We start from the raw sequence: 22092 nt of genomic DNA, 5'->3' as shown, positions 1-22092 counted from the left end.
GTTGAGCAAATCTCGTGAGCAAGGCTGATCCAAATCGGGTGCTGCGCCTGATGCCGCTGGCGGTGGGCGGGCTGGGCGGCACGCTGCTGCTGATTAACCGACTGGCTACGTCAAATCTGACGGATTTTCAAGCCCGGTCGGACGTGGTGGGGGTGATTTTGAGCGCGGTGCTGATTCTTACTGGGCTGCTGTGGCAGCGCATCCAGCCGCGATCGCCCGATGCGGTCATTCTCAACGGCGAAGAAGGGTTTGACCTGGCAGAAGATTTGCCCGACGCTGCCAAGCTGGAGCTGGCCTGGGCTTCGCACCTGCTGTTGACCAATACTGTGACGCGATCGCTCGTGGTGTGGCAAGACGGGCGCGTGCTGCTGCGGCGCGGTGTGCTGAGTCCCAAAGTCATGAAAACCCCCGGCCCCATTGTGCAGCGGGCGCTGGATACCCAGAAGCCGATTTATCTGGTGAACCTGCAACTCTATCCCGGCAAGATTGAGTTTGACTATCTGCCAGACAATACCCAGGGCGTGATCTGCCAGCCGATGGGCGATCGCGGCGTGATTATCTTAGCCGCCAATGCCCCCCGCAGCTATACCCGCCAGGACGAAATCTGGATTGCCGGAATTGCCGACAAGCTGGGCGAGACGCTCCGCCTGTAGGGACGATTCCTGCACCTGTCCCGATTTTTAACCTGAATAATTGTCAGGACTTACGCACTTGCGATAGGCTCTTTAGGTTTTGGAGGATTTCTCGCGGTCGCAGCCCGCGAGAAATCCTCCAACTGCGTAAGTCCTAAATTACGCTGAACTTACGCCAGAACCGCAGACCCTTGGCCGAGAGATTGGAGGGGCGGGAATTGCTATACACTCATGCCAGGGACGTAGCCTCTCACCGCTTGCCTGTGCAGCATGACAGACCCGACCGCGCCACGGATTGAGCCACCTATTGAGCCACCTGAAGACACGATTGAGGCGATCGCCGCTGATTTAGAAAGTAGCCTTGGAGTCAAGGTATTGCGGGCGATCGCCGAAGTGGTGCTGGCGGGTTTCATCGGACTGGCGCTCATCATGTTGGGGCTGAGCGGCGGCGCATGGATTTTGGGCGGTGTTGCAGCCGGGGCACTGGTCTTTTATGGCGATCGCACCTGGTTTCATCGACCTGCTCTGCCCAACAAAACCCTGCGAAAAATGGGTCAGGTGCTCATCGGTCTAGCGATTGGCTTTTCCATCCGGCAGTCTACGCTATCCAGCCTGTCGTCCCAAATTCCTGTGCTGGTGCTGCTGGGGATGACGCTCCTAGTCAGCGGCGGGGTGATTGGCTATTTCTATTCCCGTCTAGAGAAAGTAGACCTGCTAACGGGCGTGCTGGCGACGACCCCCGGCAATATCGGCGTGATGGCCAGCATCGCTGCTGACTACAGCAAAAACACCGCATTCGTTTCGCTGGTGCAGCTTTTGCGCTTCACCACGATCATTGCCGTGATTCCACTAGTGGCGCAGGTTCCCCACACGACCGATTTACGAAGCACCCTGTCGGCGCTATTGCCCGATGCCCACTGGCTGACCCTAGGCAATGGTCTAGAGCTAGCTGCTGTGCTGGCGGCCGCAGCCCTCGCAGCCCAGTTGGGCACGCGGCTGAACATTCCCGTTGCCACCTTCTTTTGCCCCATCCTAGTAGGACTGGGGTTCGCGCCCCTGGGCTTTGCAGACTGGTTTGCTGGACTGCCCAGCGGCGCTGATGCCAGCTTTAGCCTGCCACCGCTGCTCAAGGTAGTGGGGCAGATTTTGCTGGGCACAACGATTGGCGAATACTGGGCAAACAGCCCGCGCATCACGCTTAGCACGCTAGCGCGGGCCATCATCCCGGTCACGTTGACCTTTAGTGCGGGGCTGCTCACGGCGGCGATCGCCAAAGCGCTGACCCCCTGGGACTGGCTCACTTGCTTGCTGATTGCGGCGCCGGGTGGCTCCCCAGAAATGATCTGGATTGCTCTCACGCTCCAGCACGATGTGGAGCTAGTCACCGCCTCCCATTTGGTGCGCCTGCTGGTGATTAACCTGAGCCTGCCAGGGCTGATCTGGCTGGCCAGCTACATAGATAGTCGCTTAGCTGCTCAGCAGGGCATCGTCATCCATACTGAGCAGTGAAGACATCTCTTGCTGTTTCACCCAGTTGATCACTGTGTTGTGATTAATGCCCGTCAGCCGCTCAATCTCGTGAAAGTTAATGCCAGAGCGATGCATCCGCAGACAAATCTGGCGGGCATCTTCAGAGTATCCCCGCTGGGAATAAAACTCTACAAACTGGCGACCACAGCACTTGCAAAGGTAATTTTGTTTTCCTTGGCGATGGCCATTCTTCCGAATCTGGTTTGAACCGCATTGAGGACATTTCATAGCGCAATTAATCAACTACATAAGCATGAGCCATTACCCGCTCTGGGCTGGCTCACGTTTTCAACACAGCAACATCGGTCAGACAAGCCGACAACCGCTCTGATAGTCGAAAGTCAGAACTAAGCTCAAAAGTCGTGCCATTGGGGTAAAGCAAAGACCTGCTGCGAAGACAGCGCTCTCACTAGAGTCTGTAAACTGCGCCACAACGCCTGCAGAGGGCAAACCCATCAGTGTGATCAAAGACCAACACCCGGCAACGCCACGACCTGAGACTGCTCGTGTATTTTGCTTATGTATCTCGCTTGGTGAAAGAAATGTCAAAAACATGCCGTGCGGCATACGGACTACTCACGCCTCGTTCCCAACTCCGAATTGACTCGAATCCTAAAATGCCAAGACACTGCCAGCAGACTTACACACCTCGCCAAAACAGCCGACATAGAGTTGAGAAACCGCACAAAAAAAGAGAACAAACCTTCTTGAACGAACTGAACCCGAAAACAGACACACCTAGACACGAACCCTGCAACCCGCAAAAACGCACCTGCCCCATTTGCAAAGCGGCTTTAGATCGAATTACTCCCTAATACAATCCCATCTTTAGGTGAAAAAAAACATAGCAGTTTGGAAATTTAAGTCATCCATTCGGGGGATTGCCAAAAGACATAATGTTACCTACTGTATAGGTTTATCTATATTTAGAGTAATTTAGAGTAGGCGTTTAGGGGTGTATATACAGGTACTGTTATACAGGTACTGTCAGAATAATCTCAGATAGTTCAGCTTGCATGGGACTTACGCAGTTGGACAATTCGCGAGAAATCGTCCAAAACTCAGAAAACTCATCGCAAGTGCGTGAGTCCTGGAGACATTTAAGACACTTAATATTTTAAGATGCTTGCTAATTGGTTCGATTGGGCATTGCAGCGGCACAAAACCAACGCCGCCAAGCCAGACCCACGAACTGAAGGCACCCTGAAGCTGCTCTCTATAAAGAGAAAATAGTGCGCCTGTTCTAAGGGCGAGAGACGGGAGAGAGTGCGAGATCGCTGATAGGTATGGAAATTGAAAATGTAGTGCAATGATCCTCGAAGGCATAGGTGAGTTGCCCGTAGTGTTGCTCCTCAATAATGCGGCGAGCTGTCACTAGCCCCAGCCCCAGCCCTTTCCCCGCAGGCTTGGTGCTAAAAAATGGTTCAAACAGACGGCTCTGCTTTTCCTGGGAAAGACCAATGCCGTTGTCTTGAATCTGGAGCAGGATGCACCGCTCCGACCCTTGTCGAATCGTGATTACAATTTCTGGCGTGTAGGGAACCTCTGAGGGATTTTTCTCCAGATGATCTAGTTTTGCTTCGACGGCATCGACAGCATTGACCAGTAGATTAAAAATTGCCTGACTGATTTGCTCAGCGTAGCAATTGACCGGAGGAATAGACTGATAGTGTTTGCGAACCTGAATAGTCGTACCTGTGGAGCGGTTTTCCAGACGATAGCGGAGGAGGGTTAAGACCGTTTCTACGGTATCTTGCAGGCTGATGCGCTTGAGGCCTGCTTCGTCTAGATGCGTGAAGCTACGCAGCGCCGACACGACAGTTTTGATGCGGGCTGCGCCTGTTTTCATCGACCGCAAGATTTTGTTTAGATCTTCAGCAACAAAATCTAAATCAACCTCAGTCTGGAAGTCGCGAATGGCAGCGGGTGGATCTGGGTAGTGTTGTTGGTAGAGATGGGACAACTCGACGAGGGTTTGCACGTACTGGCGGGCCGGCTCGACGTTGCCGGCAATAAAGCTCAGCGGATTGTTGACTTCGTGGGCAACGCCAGCTACAACCTTTTTCAGGGTGGACATTTTTTCCTGCTGGATTAGGCTGGCCTGCGCTCGTTTGAGATCTTCCAGGGTTTGTCGCAGCTTTTGGTTTTGAATTTTTTGCGACTCCTGGAGCGATCGCAATGTGAGTTGGGTCTGAATCCGCACCAGCACTTCTTCTAGCTGGAAGGGCTTGGTGATGTAGTCCGAACCACCGACCTTAAAAGCTTGGACTTTATCGAGGGTATCGCTGCCTGCGCTGAGAAAGATGATCGGGATGTGCTGGGTTGCCGGATCGGTCTTGAGCCGGGTGCAAAGTTCATAGCCGCTCATCTCGCCCATGTTGACATCGAGCAAGATCAGGTCTGGCATCAAGGCGGCGATCGCCCGCAGTGCCATTGCCCCACTGGTGGCTTTGCGGACTTCGTAACCCTGCGCCATCAGAAATTTTGACAAAAAGCGGATGTTATCAGGGATGTCGTCCACGATCAGCAGATCGGGTCGGGGTGAATTCGGCGGTTGCTCCGACACTGAGATGCACAATGGGTTTAGGGTGGCGTTGGGCATAGAGTTTGGCATACTGGTGTGCTGAGATGTCTCAGCCATCGGAGGATTAGGATGCAGCATTGGCAAGAAGCGGCTGAGTCGCCGCTAGAATTTTGTCGAATTGAAATTCTTGGGCCATGTAAGACAAGGCTTGATGCAGTTCGGCTTGATCGGAAGAAAGTTCGCCCAACAGGTCTAAAATCCGCAGGTCGTTTCCCTGGAGGGCAGCCTGATGAAGATTGGCGATCCAGGAAGTTGGAATCGACTGAAACTGCTCCGGCTCTAGCTGCATGGGGAGGGTTGTGCTGGCGCTACCCACTGCACGTTCTGACGAAACATCGTCGTAGACATAGCGCACAGAGAGATGGCGGGCGATCGCCTCAAAGATTTGCTCTCGCTTAAAGGGCTTGCTGATGAAGTCGTCACAGCCCATATTCAGGATTTGCTGGCGCTGCTCTCGAAAGGCACTGGCCGTGAGGGCGATGATGCAGGTGTGACTGGCAGTGGGATTGGTATCTAACAGTTTCTCCTCTTCCTGACGAATCTGCCGAGTTGCCTCGTAGCCATTCATCACGGGCATTTGCATATCCATCAGGATGAGGTGGGGCCGCCAGGCTTTCCAGAGGGCGATCGCCTCTTGCCCATTAGTCGCCTGCTGCACCTCAAATCCGTGAATACTAAGCAAGCGAATCAGCAAATCTCGATTCACCGGATGATCTTCTACCACCAGCAGACGGTAAGTGGGCTGATCCATTGCCAACCCCAATACCCGTCCTTTTGGCTCCGTCGTTTCGGGGACGCAAAGGAATTCATCCACCGCGTCTGCCTGGATGCAGAAGGTAAACACACTGCCTTGCCCCAGTTTGCTGTGAGCCGTGATGTCGCCCCCCATCATCTGTATATACTTACGGCTGATGGTCAGCCCCAGGCCGGTTCCTTCTGAAGCGTTCATGCCGCTGCGAGTCTGCTTAAACGGCTTAAAGAGTTGGTCTAGCTCGTCTTCAGCGATGCCATAGCCCGTGTCTTCTACTTGAAACACCAGATACATGGGCGTGTATTTCTGAGCAGCCTCGTTGCCTGATTTGGGATTGGACGGCAAGTGGAATGCTGTTTGGCTGAGTCCGGATGGCGTTGCCAGCTTCACTGCTCCTTCGGAATGGGCTTCAGCGTGGGCTGTGGAATGAGCCGCTGCATCAATGGAACCTAGATACAAGTCGGCCGGTGACCGGTAGAACGCCAGCAGATCTGAGGCTGTCAAATTGCTGGAATGTGGAACTGCACGAACCCGTAGCGTCACACAGCCTTTTTCTGTAAATTTAACCGCATTGCCCAGCAGATTAATGAGAACCTGGCGCAGCTTGCCTTCATCGGTGGCGATCGCCACGGGCAGATCCGCATCTATCTCAAACGCCAACCGCAGCCCTTTCGCATTTGCCCGGACTTGCAGCATACTTTGCAAACTGTTGAGCAAATCCTGGAGATTTACCACGCTCTCCTGAATGGTGAGCCGCCCTGCCTCAATCTTCGACATCTCCAGCACGTCGTTGATCAGTTGGAGCAGGTGTTCCCCGCTGGCTTGAATGGTATCCAAGTCATTTCGATAGTCCTGGTGAAGACTGTGATCTAGGCTGAGCAATTGGCTAAGCCCCAGGATGGCATTCAGCGGAGTCCGCAGTTCGTGGCTTATGTTGGCCAAAAACTCGCTCTTTGCGCGGTTTGCAGCATCGGCCTGATCTTTGGCCCGCTGCAATTCCTCTGCCTGGGTCTGCGCTTGGGCAAGCAGTTCTGCCTGCTGCACCGCAACCCCTAGCTGGCTACCAATTTGCAGAATCATCTGCACTTCGTTCTCTTGCCACTGGCGCGGAGCGCTGTTTTGGTAGGCGGCAAGTAGCCCCCAAAGCTGATTGCGACAAAAGATGGGGACAATCGTATACGCACGAGCCTGCAAGGTTTCTAAAACGTTGAGGTAGCAGGGAGAAAAGCCAGCCGTGTAGATATCCGGAACGCAGCAGTACGAGCCAGTCTTGCGCCGATAGATGCCGCCTTCGGTATTTTGCAGGTAGGTATCCCGAATCAGGGTTTCGGTGCCATCGAATTGTTTGACGGTGCAGCCCGCCTGGTTGACCAGCGTGCTGGCTTCAGGAGGCGGGTTCGTATCCTTTGGGCTGGATAGATCTTTGGGACTGGATAGATCTACAGAGTTGCGAGAAGCGTTGTAAGAGTGGTGTGAATTTGTGTTTTCCAGGCTGGAAGAAAGCGACGAAGCGTCGGTCACTTCTGACGACACGACAATTTTGCTCCAGCCGTCGGCGACCGATTCGGCAACCACCTCGCCGCTCCAGTCTGGGTTGAATCGATAGATGAGGGTGCGATCGCACGCCAGCGTTTGTCGCAGTTCGTGGGTGGTCGTCTCAAAAATGTGGCTGAGGCTGAGGCTCTGGCGCATCCGCTGCACCACGCGGGCGATCGCCTGTTCCCGCTCAAACGACTGCTGTAGCTTGCGTTCGGCTATGGTGCGTTCTTCGATCTCCTGGCGCATCGCCTCGTTGGTTTTCAACAGTTCGCTGGTGCGCTCTTGTACCCGCACCTCCAGCAGAGACTCGGCCTGCCTGCGCTGCTCCACCTCGGCGGCAAGCTGATGGTTTAGCCGCTCTAGCTGCTCAGGGCTTTTGAGGGCCAAAAATTGCGGCACCAGTTCCACCAGCTGGAGCGCTGTATAGCAAGACACTAGTGCGGTTAGCGCTCGTTCCAACCCCGAAAGCCAATAGTCCGGATGCCACAGCGTCCAAATGTCGAACAGGTGCCCAATGCCACACAGCACGATAAACGCGCTGAACAGGAAAAACACTCTGGAAAAGGGCAAGTCTTCGCGCTTGCGGACGAAGTAAATCAGGATCGCTGGAATGGAAAAATAGGCGATCGCCACTAGGGCATCACTGACCACATGCAGGCTGACCAGCGGTGTCTGCCAAAGATAACAATGACCGTGGGGCATATACTGCTCGGACAACAGAAGACCATTCATCAATGGGCTAAACATTTTGCTAGTAGAGGCGAACGAACAATAAACACACGGATACTAAACAGTATGAAAAGAAAAGACAGCCAACCAGAGAGAACAGCCTAGAAACGCGTCGGGCAAACCATCAAACACAAACACAACGATGAGAGATCCAAATACAAGTGGATTGGCAAGAAGGTTTCTTCGCCAGGGGATTGACAGAATCTCTAAAATACTGGAAAACCAGCTATAAAAGCTGATTAAGTCTATATTTTGGCTACTATACAGCATAGAATACCCGCTAGAGGGAAGGTTCAAACGGATGGAGAAGTTTTACGAAAGAAAGGTCAGAGTGCGGCAGACACGACAAGTGACGTTACAAATTCTTAATATTACAGTTTTCGCATGGTTGCCTTGCCTTTAAGGAGTTGCATCGATTCCTGCGGGCTATGGAGTGGGGGCTTGTCTAGAAGCTTGTTTACTAAGCGCCCAATACAGCGTTTTTGAAGCAGGTGAGGCATGAGATGGGACAAAAGCCCTCGCCTTTCTTAGTTGGCACTTGCGTCCCCTCGAAAGGAAATGCTGTATCGCTTGCGACGATAAGGGGCCAGATTTCATCGCTGGATTTCTGTGCCGGGTTTCGGTTGTCAAGGGAGGTATTGCGTGGGAACGGTTAGGAAGTTAACCAGGAGCGTATCTAAAGTCTTTACAGGAAATTTGCGGGTAGTATGAGTGGATATTGGCGTTGGCTGTCAGAAAAGCTGGACTAACGTGTCGATTAAGCGGGCGATCGCCTATGGTAAGCCTGAATTCCAGAAGGCGGATCTCTGGTGGTAGCGTACAGCAGACTACTCTCTCCGTATCACTACCAATAGGACTGGCGAAATGAAAAGGGGCTATGGCAACGATAGACGCAGATCAAGCAAAGATATCTAGTATAGGAAAATCAGGTACAGCGAAGCAGTCGAAAATGAAACGACGGCGAGGAGTAGTGCTGACCCATGCAGGGCTGAAGCGATTGCAGGCGGCGATCGCCGCTGTGGAAATTGCAGAAAACGATGGTGAACGCTTTACATTGGAAGAGTTGGGCGACCGGATTCGGGTGTCTACCAAAACCCTCAGCCGCCTCTGGTCTCTCAACTCTGGCATCGATCGAAGAACGCTGCACCTCTGCTTTAGTAGCTTTAATTTAGATTTGCAGTCCAGGGATTACGTTGTCGTCGGCGATTTGGCGGAATCGGAGGTTGCCCCAGGCGAATCGCCTTGCCCCTTGCCTGCCCAATCACCCAGAACGGAGATAGAACTAGGCTCCAGCGAATCGTCTGGTTCGTTGAGTCCTCCAACTCATTGGCCCAAAGCCAGCCCTCGCCCCGCTGCTGCGGCGGTTCATCCTTCAAACCCGTCGCTCTCAGGAGCGCTGCCCTACCCCGACGGGCCTGTACCGCTCGACTCACCGTTCTATATCGATCGCCCGCCCATCGAGGCGCTAGCCTACCAGGAAATTTCTCAACCCGGTTGCGTCATCCGGATTCGTGCGCCGCGCGGCATGGGCAAGACCTCGCTGACGCTGCGCCTGCTGACGGTGGCCGAGGCGCAAGGCTATCGCACGGTGACGCTAGACTGCAACCAGTTTGACTCGGCGCTGCTAAACGATCTCAGTAAGTTTTTGCGGAGTTTCTGTCTGCGGCTGGCGCAGGCGCTCCATATTCCGCCAAACCTGGAAGACTATTGGGATGAGGAGATTGGCAGCAAGCTAAGCTGTAGCTTTTATCTGAAAACCTATCTGCTCAAGCAGATCGACGCGCCCGTTGTGCTGGTGCTGAATGAGATCGATCGATTTTTTGAGCATACCGCCTTTGCTCAGGACTTTTTTCCGCTGTTGCGCTCGTGGTACGAGGAGTCGCGGCGAGATCTAACACTGCAAAAGCTGCGTTTGGTGGTGGTTTATTCTACCGAAGCGTATGTAGCGCTGGATATCAATCAATCGCCCTTTAATATCGGCTTGCCGCTGCGGTTGCCGGAGTTCTCGGCTGAGCAGGTGCTAAATCTGGCGCAGCGGCATGGGCTACCCTGGGGCATGGACGAAGTGGAGCAACTGATCGATCTGATTGGCGGCCATCCAGGGCTGGTGCGGATGGCGCTGTATCACATCTGTACCTATGGACTGTCGCTGTCGCAACTGGTGCAAGGGGCGATCGCCACAGGCGGCATTTTTCGTCCCCACCTCTGGCGACACTGGGTAACAATACAACAGCATCCAAACCTGCTGGCGGCGCTGCGAACCGTTGTGCTGGCCGAGTGTGGGCAGAGCGTGTTGCTAGACCCGCTCCAGGCCTATCGGCTGGAAAGCCGGGGCTTGCTGCGCTACGAGGGTGATTTGCAAAACAATCCCTGCGGGAATCGCGTACTGTCCCGCTGTCGGCTGTACCATCAATACTTCCGGCAGCAGTTTATGTCTGAGTCGCCCTTGCTATGAGATATCAGGTCGGCGGCAGCCTCCGCGCCAGCGACCCAACCTATGTGGTGCGCCAGGCCGATGAGCATCTCTATCAAGCGCTGATTCGGGGAGAGTTTTGCTATGTGCTGAATTCGCGGCAGATGGGCAAGTCGTCGCTGCTCCAGCGCACCAGCGCTCGTCTTCAGGAAGCTGGCCGTCTCTGCGTTTATCTCGATATTACGCAACTGGGCAGCGAAAACCTGACACCGCTCCAGTGGTATCGCGGCATTATCACGATTCTGCACCACGGCGTAGGTCTAGATAGCCAGATCAACCTGAAGCAGTGGCGCGATAACCACGCTGACCTCTCGCCTGTGCAGCAGTTGCACCAGTTTGTAGAAGATGTTCTAGTCTCTCGGTTGGCGCAGCAGCCCATCGTAGTTCTGATTGACGAAATCGACAGCCTGCTGAGCCTGCCCTTTGGCGTGAGCGATTTTTTTGCCTGGATTCGGCATTGCTATAACCAGCGATCGCACAATCCCCTGTTTCAGCAGTTGAGCTTTGCTCTGTTTGGCGTAGCCACGCCCTCTGACCTGATCGACGACAAGCGCCGCACCCCGTTTAATATTGGCACGGCGATCGAGCTATTTGGGTTTCAGCCGGATGAAGTCGCCCCGCTGATCGAAGGGCTAGTGGGGATCGTCAGCCAGCCGTCTGCCGTAGTGCGGGCGATTTTGGGCTGGACGAATGGGCAGCCGTTTTTGACCCAAAAGCTGTGTCATCTGGTGGTGCAGATTGCGCTGGAGGCTCCATCGGGCAAGCTCGTGCTGCCACCGGGCACTGAAGCGCTGTGGATTGATCAACTGGTGCGATCGCGCATTCTCCAGCATTGGGAATCGCAAGACGAGCCAGAACACCTGAAAACAATCCGCGATCGCCTCTTGATTAACGAGCAATGCGCCAGCCGTCTCCTGGGCCTTTATCAGCAGATCTTGCAGCGAGAAACTGCCGACACGGCTATTCCATCGCCCCAGATTCCATTGCCCCAGCCTGTTGCACAAACGCCCTGCGAACCTGCAATCTCCAGCAATCCAAAACCTAAAATCCAAAATCTACCCGACTCTCCCGAACAAACCCAACTCCTGCTCTCCGGGCTGGTCGAAAAGCACAACGGCATCCTGCGCGTCAAAAACCGCATTTACAGAGCCGTGTTTGACAAAGCCTGGGTGAATACGCAACTGGATCGGCTGCGTCCCTATGCCCAGTCGCTGAATGCCTGGGTAGACTCTGGCTTTCAGGATGAATCGCGGCTGCTGCGGGGGCAGGCGCTCCAGGCGGCCGTAGATTGGGCCCAGGGCAAATATCTAAGCGATTTAGATTATCAATTTTTGGCAGCTAGCCAGGGGCTAGATCGACGCATCATGCAGCAGCAGCTCGAAGCGGAGCGGCTGCAAGAAGTGGAAGCACGGCTAGAGCTAGAGCGCCGGAGCTCTCGCAGCCAGCGGCGGCTACTGGTGGGCATGAGCATTGCGCTGGGGGTTGCGGTGCTGTCTGGTTTGGCGGCGCTCAATGCTTATCAGCGGTCGGCAGTGAGCGAGGTGCGGGCGATCGCCGCTGCTTCCAAGGGCAACTACGCCTCACACCAGCGGCTCGATGCACTGTTCCAAGCGATTCAGGCGCGTCACAAATTTCAATCGCTGCTATTCCTCGACCCGACCCTGCGCCAAGATCTGGATGCGAAAACTGACAGGGTTTTGGCGCAAGCGGTTCAGGGTGCGGATGAAACGAATCGGCTGGTCGGTCATCAGGGAGGAGTCCTGGCAGTCGATCAGAGTGCTGATGGTGAGTGGATTGCGTCCGGGGGAACTGATCGCACCGTTAAGCTTTGGAAGCCTGACGGAACCCTGGTTCGCACCCTGTCCACCAGCGCCACGCCCCACGGCATCCGCATCAGCCCCAATAGCCAATTTGTAGCGACGGCCAACGTAGACGGCATGGTGCAGTTGTGGAGGCTAGACGGCTCCGTTGGCTTAATGCTGAAAGGGCACACTGCCCCGGTGTGGAACGTTTCGTTTAGCCCGGATAGTCGCCTTTTGGTGTCTGCCAGCGGCGATCGCACGCTCAAGCTCTGGCGCGTTGCCGACGGCAGCCTAGTTCGCACCCTAACGGGCTACGATGCGGCTACCTGGCAAGCCGTGTTTAGTCCTGATGGTCAGCAGATTGTGTCGGGCAGCACTGATGGAAAACTGACTTTCTGGACAGTGGATGGCACCTTGATTCGGACCACTCAGGTCAGCGATGCGCCTGTATGGAGTGTCGCCCATAGCCCGAATGGGCAACTGCTTGCCACAGGCAGCGGGGACAGTCAAATCCGGCTTTGGAGTCGGGCCGGTCGCCTCTCCAAAACGTTGGCCGGTCATGATGCCGAAGTGTTGCACGTCCGCTTTAGCGCCGACGGCAGAACCCTCGCCTCTGCCAGCGCCGACCGGACAGTCAAGCTCTGGCGGAGCGATGGAACCCCGTTGAGAACATTTCAAGGCCATCAGGCGGTTGTTCGGAATGTGGCGATCGCAGCGGACAACCAGACCATTGCTTCCGCATCAGAAGATGGACAGGTCAAGCTATGGAAACCGTCGTCGTTCTCAATCCCCCTGATTGGGCTACCAGAAGTGGTGAATCAAGTCGCCTATAAGCCTCAAGCGCCTGGAGAGCCGCTGCTATTGGCGACCATCTCTGGAGCGCAGGTTCGCTTCTGGCGATCGGATGGGGCATTAGTCAATCAATTCAGCCTGCCAGAGCGGCTCAACTCCGGCGCATTTGCCCCGGATGGCAAAACCCTGGCCCTGGGTAGCGTAGATACAAACCTTTACTTGCTCGACCTACAAAGCCGCACCACGACCGCGCTTTCGGGCCACACGGCTTCCATTATGAACGTGCAGTATAGCCCCGATGGACGACATATTGCCTCTGTGGGAGACGACGGGGCCCTGCGGCTCTGGACGCGCCGGGCGGACGGTTCGTTTGCACCACACCAAGCGATTCTGGCGCATCCGGCATCGCGGATCTGGAGCGTGGCCTTTAGCCCCGACGGTCAGCAGGTGGCAACCGCAGCGATTGACCGCACAGTTAAAGTGTGGGGACTGGAACCGGATGGACGGCTATCTCCAGAACCGAAGCTAACCCTGGCAGACCATCTGGGGGCCGTGTGGGGGGTGGCGTTTAGCCCAGATGGAACGTGGCTGGTGTCTACGGGGCGCGATCGCACGATTAGGCGATGGAGCCGCACGGGAGAACTGCTAGAAGCAGTTGAAGTAGACGGGCTTGGCCTGTCGCGGGTAGCCATCAGTCCAGACGGTCAGCAGGTTGCAGTTGGCAACATGGACAACACTGTGACTGTGTGGAATCGCACTACCGGGCGCTTGTTTAATCTGCAAGGGCACAATTCGGGCGTGCGATCGATTGCCTTTAGCCCCGATAGGAAAACGGTGGTATCGGGGGGCGAAGACCGGGTGGCCATTATCTGGAATATGGATTCTCTGCTGAATCTGGACTTGATGGGCTACGGCTGCAACTGGCTGCGGGATTACTTTAAAACCCATCCGACCCTGAACGAGGGCGATCGCCAACTTTGCCGCAAGTTTTTCTGAGCGCCCGGGCCGGTGGGCAGGTCATTGCAAGCGGAATCCTCGTTAAGCAACATTCGGGGCAACCTCATGGAGACTCATGGCGATAGATAGAGAAAGTCTGATGGATTAGGCAATACTCCCTGGCTTCGGATGCTCGCCGGGTGACAAATTGGCGGAGCGAAGCCGGGATATAGTCGGTCATGGGCGAGCTTAATTTTGCGGAGTCGCGCTGAGTGTGGTGTAAGCGCGAATTTTGAGAAAGACGTATGCCTTATGCCTTACACCTTCGACCATCCAGACCCCACGCCAGCGCAAATGCTGCATCATCTGCGGCGGGCCAATGCGATCGCCCTCCGCGCTAGGGGCTTTGGGCATCATCCCTTCGGGGCAATTCTCGTCGCGCCAGATCACGAAACGGTGCTGCTAGAACAGGGCAACGTCAACACGGTGAACCACGCCGAATCCGTGCTGGTGCGGGTTGCAAGCACCAATTTCAGCCCGGAGTATCTGTGGAACTGCACGCTCTACACCACCGCCGAACCCTGCGTCATGTGCGCGGGAACCCAGTATTGGGGCAACATTGGGCGCTTGGTCTATGGTATTGCCGAAACCAGCCTGCTGGCGCTGACGGGCAGCGACGCGCAAAACCCGACGCTGAGCCTGCCCTGTCGCCAGGTGTTTGCTGCTGGACAAAAGCCAATTCGCGTTTGGGGGCCGTTCGATGCGCTGGAGGACGAAATCGTAGCGGTGCATCGAGACTTTTGGCGATCGCCCTGAAGTCTCCTGTCAAGACCTTACAAAACCTAACGCTTACGCCGGAAAGCATCGGCCAAACGCCTGGAGCAGCCGGGGCGAACCCTGGATACGAATTTTTTGCAGTAGCAGCGCCCTCACCCGCGCAGACATTCCCTCCTACAATTGGGGGAAGACGATTTTCACGGGTCGAGAACTGTGGCATTCAAGATTGGGCTATTGGGCTTGGGAACGGTGGGCGCAGGGACGGCAGAGATTCTGCTGAATCCGGAGTTGCGCCATCCGCTGGTGCAGGAAATCGAGATTGGCAAAGTGGGCGTGCGATCGCTCGACAAGCCGCGCCCGGTGGATCTGCCCGCCGACCTGCTGACCACTGACCTAGAAGCCATCGTCACCGATCCAAACATTGACATTGTGGTGGAAGTGATTGGCGGGCTAGAGCCAGCGCGATCGCTCATTTTGAAGGCGATCGCCCACGGCAAGCACGTCGTCACCGCCAACAAAGCCGTCATTGCCCGCTACAGCGACGAAATCTTTGATGCAGCCAGCACTGCCGGGGTGTACGTCATGATCGAGGCGGCCGTAGCAGGCGGCATTCCGGTCATTCAGCCGTTGAAACAATCCCTCAGCGTCAACCGCATTCACCGCGTCATGGGCATCGTCAACGGCACGACCAACTACATCCTGACGCGCATGGCCCGCGAAGGCGCAGACTTTGATGCAGTGCTGGCGGATGCCCAGCGCTTGGGCTATGCCGAAGCCGACCCCACCGCCGACGTAGACGGACTCGATGCCGCCGACAAAATTGCTATCCTGGCCTCCCTCGCCTTTGGCGGCCGCATCAAGCTGCCCGAAGTCTACTGCGAAGGCATCCGCAGCATCAGCGCCGCCGACATCGCCTACGCCGATCGCCTAGGGTTTGTGATCAAGCTGCTGGCCACAGCCCTGCGGGAACCCAGCGCCCCGGACGACGCAACCGACCATCTGCAAGTGCGCGTCCACCCGACGCTGCTGCCCAAGAGCCACCCCCTCGCCAGCGTCAATGACGTTTACAACGCGATTTTGTTTGAAGGCGATCCGGTGGGGCAGGTAATGCTGTTTGGCCGGGGTGCGGGGTCTGGGCCCACCGCCAGCGCCGTGGTGTCCGATATTCAAAACATCGTGGCGATTTTGAAAGCAACGGGTAGCAGGTCGCCTCATTCCACTGCCGACCTGCATCTGCTGCTGGCCTGCATCCATCAGCACTACTGCACCATCAGCCCGATGGATGAAGTCGTCAGCCGCTTCTACGCCCGCTTCCTCACCCGCGATATGCCCGGTGTGATTGGGCGACTGGGCACCTGCTTTGGCGACCATGACGTGAGTCTGGAATCCGTGGTGCAGATTGGCTTTCAGGACGACCTGGCGGAAATTGTCGTTGTCACCCATGACGTGCGCGAGGGCAACTTCCGCAAAGCCCTGGCAGAGATTCGCGGCTTTGAGGGCGTGGCGGAGATTCCTAGCGTGCTGCGGGTGCTGTAGAAAAAATGAAAAATGAAGAACGAAAAACGAAGAACGAAAACCCCATTCTTCCCTCTTCGTTCTTCCCTCTTCGTTCTTCGTTCTTCCCTCTTCGTTCTTCGTTCTTCCCTCACCCTCTTCTCGCTTTCCCCCGCAACAGTCCCGCCCAGTGCCACCAGATCATCACCATTGCGGCGGTGTCAAGCTGACAATATTGCAGCAGCAGGTCTTTCCACTGGTCGCGGGTAGCGGGGTCGCAGGGGCCCTCGGTGTGGTGAACCATTGCGCGGTAGGCGCGGACGGCGGAAGGGCCTTCGGTGACGGCGATCGCTGCTCCGTGGATCGACTGCGTGGGTAGTGCTTTGTAGGGACTGAGCAGGCGGCCGGTCTCGTCGTAGCGGACATATTCTGGAAAGCGATCGCGCAGGACTGGATTGGTGCGCCAGATCGCTTCTACCACGACTTTGATCGAGGTGCTGCCGCGCATCTGGGGATGGAGGTAGTGCTTTTCTGTTAGCTGGCAGAGATCGACCAGGCGGCCGCGATCGTCCCCGTTGAGCTTGACGGTGTGGCCAAGCCAGTCGCGCAGGGCAGGGTTGTCATAGCTGCGCCGGGTCATTTGCTCCAGCACTTCTCGCAGCACGGTGTTTTCGTGTTTGCTCCACATAAAGGGCGTGCCCGTGCTGCCGAGGTGCTGCATCAGCGATTCGGCAAAGGCAAAGTTGGGGAACTCGTCTTCGGTGCAGAGCCAGCATTCGTGCTGCGGTTCGGCATTGGGTGCGGTCAGCGTGTGGCAACTCCACTGGAAGGCGATCGTTTCGTAGGGGCGCATCCCGCTGTAGCAGGGAATGGCAGGCGCACAGGTTTCCATGTCGATAAAGTGCAGCGGATAGTCAAAACTGTCTAAAATGTCCGCTAGCTCTGCCGAAACCCACTCGGTGTCTTCGCGGGTGTGATGGAGTTGGCGCAGTTGGCGATCGGTGTAGGCGCTCATGGAGCCGTCTTTTTTGACCAGCAGATCTGGCGTTACGTCGTATAGGCTGACCTTGCCGTGCTGAATGAGTTCATTAGCGCGATCGCCCAGGCTGCCGACGCGATATAGGTCTAGCAGATGCGGCGACACGTCTGCTAAGTCGCCCCAGCAGTGGCGAAAACCGTTGAGTGGGGCTTCGTCCTCGACCCAATACTCGCAGTCACGGCAACTGATCGACAGGGCGGGTTCGGCCCGTTGCAAGCTGGGCCAGAGCAGCGCTGTGTATTGCTGAATGCCTGCACGAACTGTCGGCAGCGTCGCCTCTACTTCGGCGGTGATGTCGATCTTCTGGGTCAGAAAGCTGGCCGCGCTGAGCGCTGCTTCGTCGCCCAAAAACTCGACCTGAATCTGCGAAAAGCCTGCATCTACTGGAATGCGCCGTACTTGAAACTGGCGATGCAGTTGGTCGATGGCGGAGGGTTTGGTCTTGTCGGGCAGCATGAGAAAGGCGCGAATCTCGAAATCGGGGAAGTGCGATCGCAGCAGGTGGGCTTGGAACGCAACATCTTCGAGCGTGTCGCGCCAGGCCGCCAGCGAAAACAGACTGGATTTTCCTTCTGCGATGCGCTTTTGATACTCGGTGGGGTCAAAGGATCGGGCCTTGACTTCGATCAGGTCAATCCGTCGCCCCCGTTTTACCAAAATGTCGGCCCGCGCCACGACGCGATCGCACAATAAGGTTGCCTCAAACAGCGTGATGGAGTCTGTACGGTTCAGCAGCGCCAGCGTTTCTGCATTTGCCGCTTCTGGGTCTGCTTCGGCTTGCACCCGAACTCCGTCTGGAAAGCGCAGTTTGGCGATCGCCTCCACAATATATCCGCCCTCTGCCAGCAGTTCCAGAAACTCGCTGCCGGCCTGCACCGAAGGATAGCCCAGTTTGTGGTAGTAAAGCTTCGTAGGGCAAGACCGAGCCAGCTTGAAGTCAGATTTTGACAAATACATGCGGAGTATTGGTGAAGAAACAGTACAAACAGTGCAAGCAGTACAAAACAAACAGTGCAAACAGTGCAAACAGTGCAAACAGTGCAAACAGCACGAACAGTGCAAACAGCACGAACAGTGCAAACAGCACGAACAGTGCGAACAAAGAGATAATGGCGATCGCCCAAAAGAAATCGCGTTGCGCTGTTCTATCTTTGGCATTCTGGCTAGGCGATCGTCAATAGAGCCAATTCCCTAGAGCCGAATCCCTTAGAACCGATACTTTTGGCGCTACCCAACGCATTAGTTAAAATCTGTTTCGGCTTAAATCTGTTTCACAATCGCTACTGCGTCAGAAGAGAGGTGAAGAAAACAGAGGATGCAAAAGAGATTGTGCGATGATGCTGGTTTATCTTGATCGGAGACTTGCCGGGAATTTGCTGGAGAACGAAGCTCTTAAGGAAATTTTTCTCTATTTTTTGAAGTGATTTTGGGCAAATCTGGTAAAGTTTAAGCGTTTAGGATCAGCTTCAGGTTTATCAAACCGCTTATCAAACACAAGAGTCGGCTTGTATGACGCAGGACGTTCACGCAGCGTATGCGCTGGTTTGAAGGTGTTGTGTGACAAGCGTTGTGTAACAAGCGTTGATTTTGGGTTAATTCTACTGCGCCTTTATCGAACCGTTAGCGTTCGTTTTGTCGTGTTCTCAAAAACAGGAATTGATGATTCATATGCGTGTAAAACACTGGATCGCAGGCGGTCTTGCAGCCTGCTCAGCCCTGGTCATTGCAGCAACGGCTGCGCTGGCCCAAGTTGCCACGGTGACGGCCAATGAGCTAAACGTTCGCAGCGGCCCAGGCACCAGCTTCCCAGTCACTTTTGTGCTTCGTCGTGGCGATCGCGTCGAGATTATCCGCCGCCAGGGCAACTGGGCTTTTGTGGTGGGCGAGCGCGGCGGCGAAGGCTGGGTCTTTGGTCAATACCTCTCCACCACTACCCCCTCTCCTGCCCCCTCCCCCACGCCCACAAACGATGTATTTCGCGGCACGGGCACTATCGACAACGCCCGCTACAATGGCTCCGGCGAGGCCCAGCTAGTGATTGGTCGCCAAAACCGCAACGGTTCCTTTAGCCTCACGGGTGGGCGCTTCAACGTCGAGTACATTGGCACGGTGCGAAGCAACTTTGAGGGTGCGGTGGAACTTCAGATTAACCAATTCCGCTCTTCTGAGATGGGCTATCGCACGGTTTCTGCGTCTGGCACTTGCAACATCCAGACCAGCGGCGGCACGTCGGTCAGCCGCAGTTTTTGCAGCGTGACTGGCTCTGGGATTGACCACGGTCGCAGCAACTTTAGCGGCCGGTAGGGGCAGGTTCGTCGCTAGTTCGCTCCTGCTATGACAAACTAGGGGGTTTGGACGGGTCACTACAGGCTCACCCAGCCCCCTTTTTGATGGGATTCGTGGGTGCGGTCGATTAGCCGCTGCGAATAGACCCCATCGGCCAGCGTGGGCATGGGTGACGATTCCTGGGCGATCGCCCGCACCCAGCTATCCACCACCCGCAGAAACGGCGCAAGCCGACCGTCCGGGTAGGTTTGGGGAAACGCGAGGCGATCGGGAATTTCGACCTCCTGGAGCGACTGCCCTGCTGGAGCAGCCCAGAGCTTGAAGCCGTGGACATAATCGGTCTGATGATCGCTGCCGAGAATCAGCGTACCGCGATCGCCATACACCTCCACCCAATGCCCACGGCCCTGAAACGTGACGGTGCTAAGGGTGATTTGCACGGGCGTTCCGTCCGCCAGATCCAGCCAGACGCGGCAGGTATCGTCCGAATCGACGGGTTTTGGCTCGCCCGTGATTGGGTCGGGTCGGGTGGGAATGGTGGTGCTGAGGCTGCCGCAGAGGCGCGTCGCCGGGCCAAAGAGCCAGCGCAAATAGTCGAACGTATGGGAACCGAGCGCCCCCAGCGCCCCACCGCCCTGATCTTTGCGGGCGTACCAGTTCCAAGGGCGATTGGCATCAGCGCGACCGCTCACCAGCCAGTCCACCTTCACCAGCCGCTTTTGCCCCACAAAACCTTCAGCCAGCAGTTCTGCCAGCCGCATCCAGGTGGGCACAAAGCGGAACTCAAAATCCAGCGCCGCAACGAGCCCTTTGGACTGGGCTAGATTCTGCAATTCCTCCGCCTCGGCCAGCGACAGAGCTGTGGGCTTTTCTAGCAGCAAATGCTTGCCTGCATTCAGCACGGTTTTCGCCTGCTCGTAGTGCAAGAACGGGGGCGTGGTGACGCTGACTGCCTGCACCTTTGGTAGGGCTACTATTTCTTCCACCGTTTGGCAAGCGTGGGGGATGCCGTGCGTCTGGGCGATCGCCTCTGCCTTGGGGCGATCGCGGTGCTGCACCGCCACCAATTTCGTTTGATGATGAATCTGGAAACCGGGAATGTGGATCTTTTGCCCAAACCCAGTGCCCACAACGGCTACGCCAATTTCCGACAGTGTCATGCGAGGTTCGTCCGCTCATCTGCCTTTTTCACGATATAGCAGAAGGGGGCTGGAGGAAGAGGGAAGAACGAAGAACGAAGAGGGAAGAACGAAGAGGGAAGAACGAAGAACGAAGAGGGAAGAACGAAGAACGAAGAGGGAAGAACGAAGAACGAAGAGGGAAGAACGAAGAGGTTCTGTTTTTCGTTTTTCGTTTTTCGTTCTTCGTTTTTTCCTTCCTCACTCAAATCGCAGCGCCTGCCCTCGCACTGCCGTATTCAGCGTGCCGTGATCAAAAACCACTTGGCCGCCGACAATTGTGACCACCGGCCAGCCCGTCAGATCCCAGCCCTCAAAGGGACTCCAGCCGCATTTGGTTTTCAGCGTTTCTCGCTGCACCGGGCGATAGGTGCTAAGGTCTACCAGCACTAGGTCGGCATCGTAGCCGGGGGCGATCGCCCCTTTGTTGGGAATTTTGTAGGCTTTGGCAACGGCGGTAGACATCCAGTTCATCACCTGGGCGACGGTGCAGCGTCCTTTGGCGGCTTGGGTCAGCATCAGCGGCAGCGAGGTTTCCACACCGGGCATCCCAGAGGGGGTGTTGGGATAGGTCTGGGCTTTTTCCTCCAGTGTGTGGGGGGCGTGGTCGGTGGCGATGAAGTCCAGCACGCCGTCTATCAGCGCTTGCCAGAGGATGGCATTGTCCTGGGGCGATCGCAGCGGCGGGTTCATCTGCGCCAGCGTGCCGATGGTTTCGTAGGCGTAGGTATTCAGCAGCAAGTGCTGGGGCGTGACTTCGGCCGTCACCCAGGCTGGCTTGTCTTGCCGCAGCAGTTCCGCCTCCTCACCCGTAGACAGGTGCAGAATGTGGAGCCGCCGCTGATATTTTTTGGACAGCACCAGCGCCCGCTTCGTGGCGATCAGCGCCGCCTCGTTGTCTTGAATCACGGAATGAATCGCCGGATCGCTCACCCCGGCATACTTTTCGCGCCGCTGAAGGATTCTCGCCATGTCTTCGGCATGGACGGCAATCAGCCGATTTTCGTAATTCGGGTCGCTCAGGTCGCGGTAGAAAATTCGCTCCAGCGCATCGTCGTCATTTACCAGCAGCGGCCCGTGCATCGACCCCATAAAGACCTTGATGCCGCAGACGGGATGGGCTGTCCGCAGATCGGGCAGATTTTCCGGCGTTGCACCGATAAAAAAGCCGTAGTTGACCAGGCACTTCTCCGAAGCGCGGCGCAGCTTGTCGTCCAATGCGTCCTGGGTAATCGTCAGCGGGCGCGTGTTGGGCATTTCCAGGAACGAGGTAATGCCGCCCTGGGCACAAGCGCAACTGGCGGTGAACAGGTCTTCCTTGTACTCCAGCCCTGGTTCGCGGAAATGCACCTGCGGATCGATCGCCCCTGGCAACAATGTCAGCCCTGCTGCGTCGATGAGGATGTCGTCCGGCGTTGGGGGAAGGTCTGGAGAAATTTGGGCGATCGCCCCATTCTCGACACGCACATCTCGCAGCGCCATCGCTCCATCCGGCAGCAAGACCTGCGCCTGGCGGATGACCAGTGGAGCAGTTGTTAAACTTGCCATAT

12 protein-coding genes and 1 pseudogene are annotated in these 22092 nt (G+C 56.1%); 7 read left to right on the top strand and 6 right to left on the bottom strand.

From position 1 onward, the window contains the following. Positions 1-14 precede the first annotated feature (14 nt). Complete coding sequence (locus JTM80_RS20585) at positions 15-653, top strand: cofactor assembly of complex C subunit B (RefSeq protein WP_172356478.1); 639 nt, start codon at positions 15-17, stop codon at positions 651-653. 249 nt (positions 654-902) lie between these two features. Continuing rightward, a complete protein-coding gene (locus tag JTM80_RS20580; RefSeq protein WP_172356480.1) occupies positions 903-2141 on the top strand; it encodes an AbrB family transcriptional regulator in 1239 nt (412 codons plus the stop codon). A gap of 12 nt (positions 2142-2153) precedes the next feature. Here the strand turns inward: JTM80_RS20580 and JTM80_RS20575 are convergent. The 3 genes and pseudogenes from JTM80_RS20575 to JTM80_RS20565 form a co-directional block, all read right to left on the bottom strand. After that, a pseudogene (locus tag JTM80_RS20575) lies at positions 2154-2390 on the bottom strand (IS1 family transposase); the annotation flags it as partial. 1015 nt (positions 2391-3405) lie between these two features. Then, positions 3406-4776: a hybrid sensor histidine kinase/response regulator gene (locus JTM80_RS20570; RefSeq protein ID WP_205370200.1), complete on the bottom strand. Its 1371-nt coding sequence runs from the start codon at positions 4774-4776 to the stop codon at positions 3406-3408. A gap of 34 nt (positions 4777-4810) precedes the next feature. Continuing rightward, a complete protein-coding gene (locus JTM80_RS20565) occupies positions 4811-7738 on the bottom strand; it encodes a GAF domain-containing hybrid sensor histidine kinase/response regulator (protein ID WP_205370199.1) in 2928 nt (975 codons plus the stop codon). Positions 7739-8714: 976 nt separating this feature from the next. On the opposite strand from JTM80_RS20565, the gene JTM80_RS20560 reads away from it, so the two are divergent. From JTM80_RS20560 to JTM80_RS20545, 4 genes are all read left to right on the top strand, one after another. Further along, on the top strand, positions 8715-10220 hold the full coding sequence (locus JTM80_RS20560) for an AAA-like domain-containing protein (RefSeq protein ID WP_205370198.1): 1506 nt from the start codon (positions 8715-8717) through the stop codon (positions 10218-10220). Next, the gene (locus JTM80_RS20555) at positions 10217-13828 is read left to right on the top strand and encodes an AAA-like domain-containing protein (protein ID WP_172356488.1); all 3612 of its coding nucleotides are present in this window, start codon (positions 10217-10219) and stop codon (positions 13826-13828) included. Before JTM80_RS20560 ends, JTM80_RS20555 begins: the two co-directional genes overlap by 4 nt. Before the next feature lie 252 nt (positions 13829-14080). Beyond that, positions 14081-14584: a nucleoside deaminase gene (locus JTM80_RS20550; RefSeq protein ID WP_225906695.1), complete on the top strand. Its 504-nt coding sequence runs from the start codon at positions 14081-14083 to the stop codon at positions 14582-14584. Between the two features lie 174 nt (positions 14585-14758). Then, positions 14759-16081, top strand: a complete 1323-nt coding sequence (locus tag JTM80_RS20545; protein ID WP_172356490.1) for a homoserine dehydrogenase — start codon at positions 14759-14761, stop codon at positions 16079-16081. Between the two features lie 109 nt (positions 16082-16190). On the opposite strand, the gene JTM80_RS20540 is transcribed toward JTM80_RS20545, so the two are convergent. Continuing rightward, positions 16191-18035, bottom strand: coding sequence for a DUF2779 domain-containing protein (locus tag JTM80_RS20540; RefSeq protein WP_205370197.1), 1845 nt, complete (start codon positions 18033-18035; stop codon positions 16191-16193). Between the two features lie 702 nt (positions 18036-18737). Between JTM80_RS20540 and JTM80_RS20535 the strand changes: the two genes are divergently transcribed. Then, positions 18738-19382, top strand: a complete 645-nt coding sequence (locus JTM80_RS20535) for an SH3 domain-containing protein (RefSeq protein ID WP_172356494.1) — start codon at positions 18738-18740, stop codon at positions 19380-19382. 59 nt (positions 19383-19441) lie between these two features. On the opposite strand, the gene JTM80_RS20530 is transcribed toward JTM80_RS20535, so the two are convergent. Further along, complete coding sequence (locus JTM80_RS20530) at positions 19442-20524, bottom strand: Gfo/Idh/MocA family protein (RefSeq protein ID WP_172356496.1); 1083 nt, start codon at positions 20522-20524, stop codon at positions 19442-19444. 219 nt (positions 20525-20743) lie between these two features. Next, positions 20744-22090: a dihydroorotase gene (locus tag JTM80_RS20525; RefSeq protein WP_172356498.1), complete on the bottom strand. Its 1347-nt coding sequence runs from the start codon at positions 22088-22090 to the stop codon at positions 20744-20746. Positions 22091-22092: the final 2 nt, after the last annotated feature.

The sequence above is a fragment of the Thermoleptolyngbya sp. PKUAC-SCTB121 genome (genome assembly GCF_016919485.1).
Classification (GTDB): Bacteria; Cyanobacteriota; Cyanobacteriia; order Elainellales; family Elainellaceae; genus Thermoleptolyngbya; species Thermoleptolyngbya sichuanensis.
This window is presented reverse-complemented; position numbering and strand designations above follow the sequence as displayed.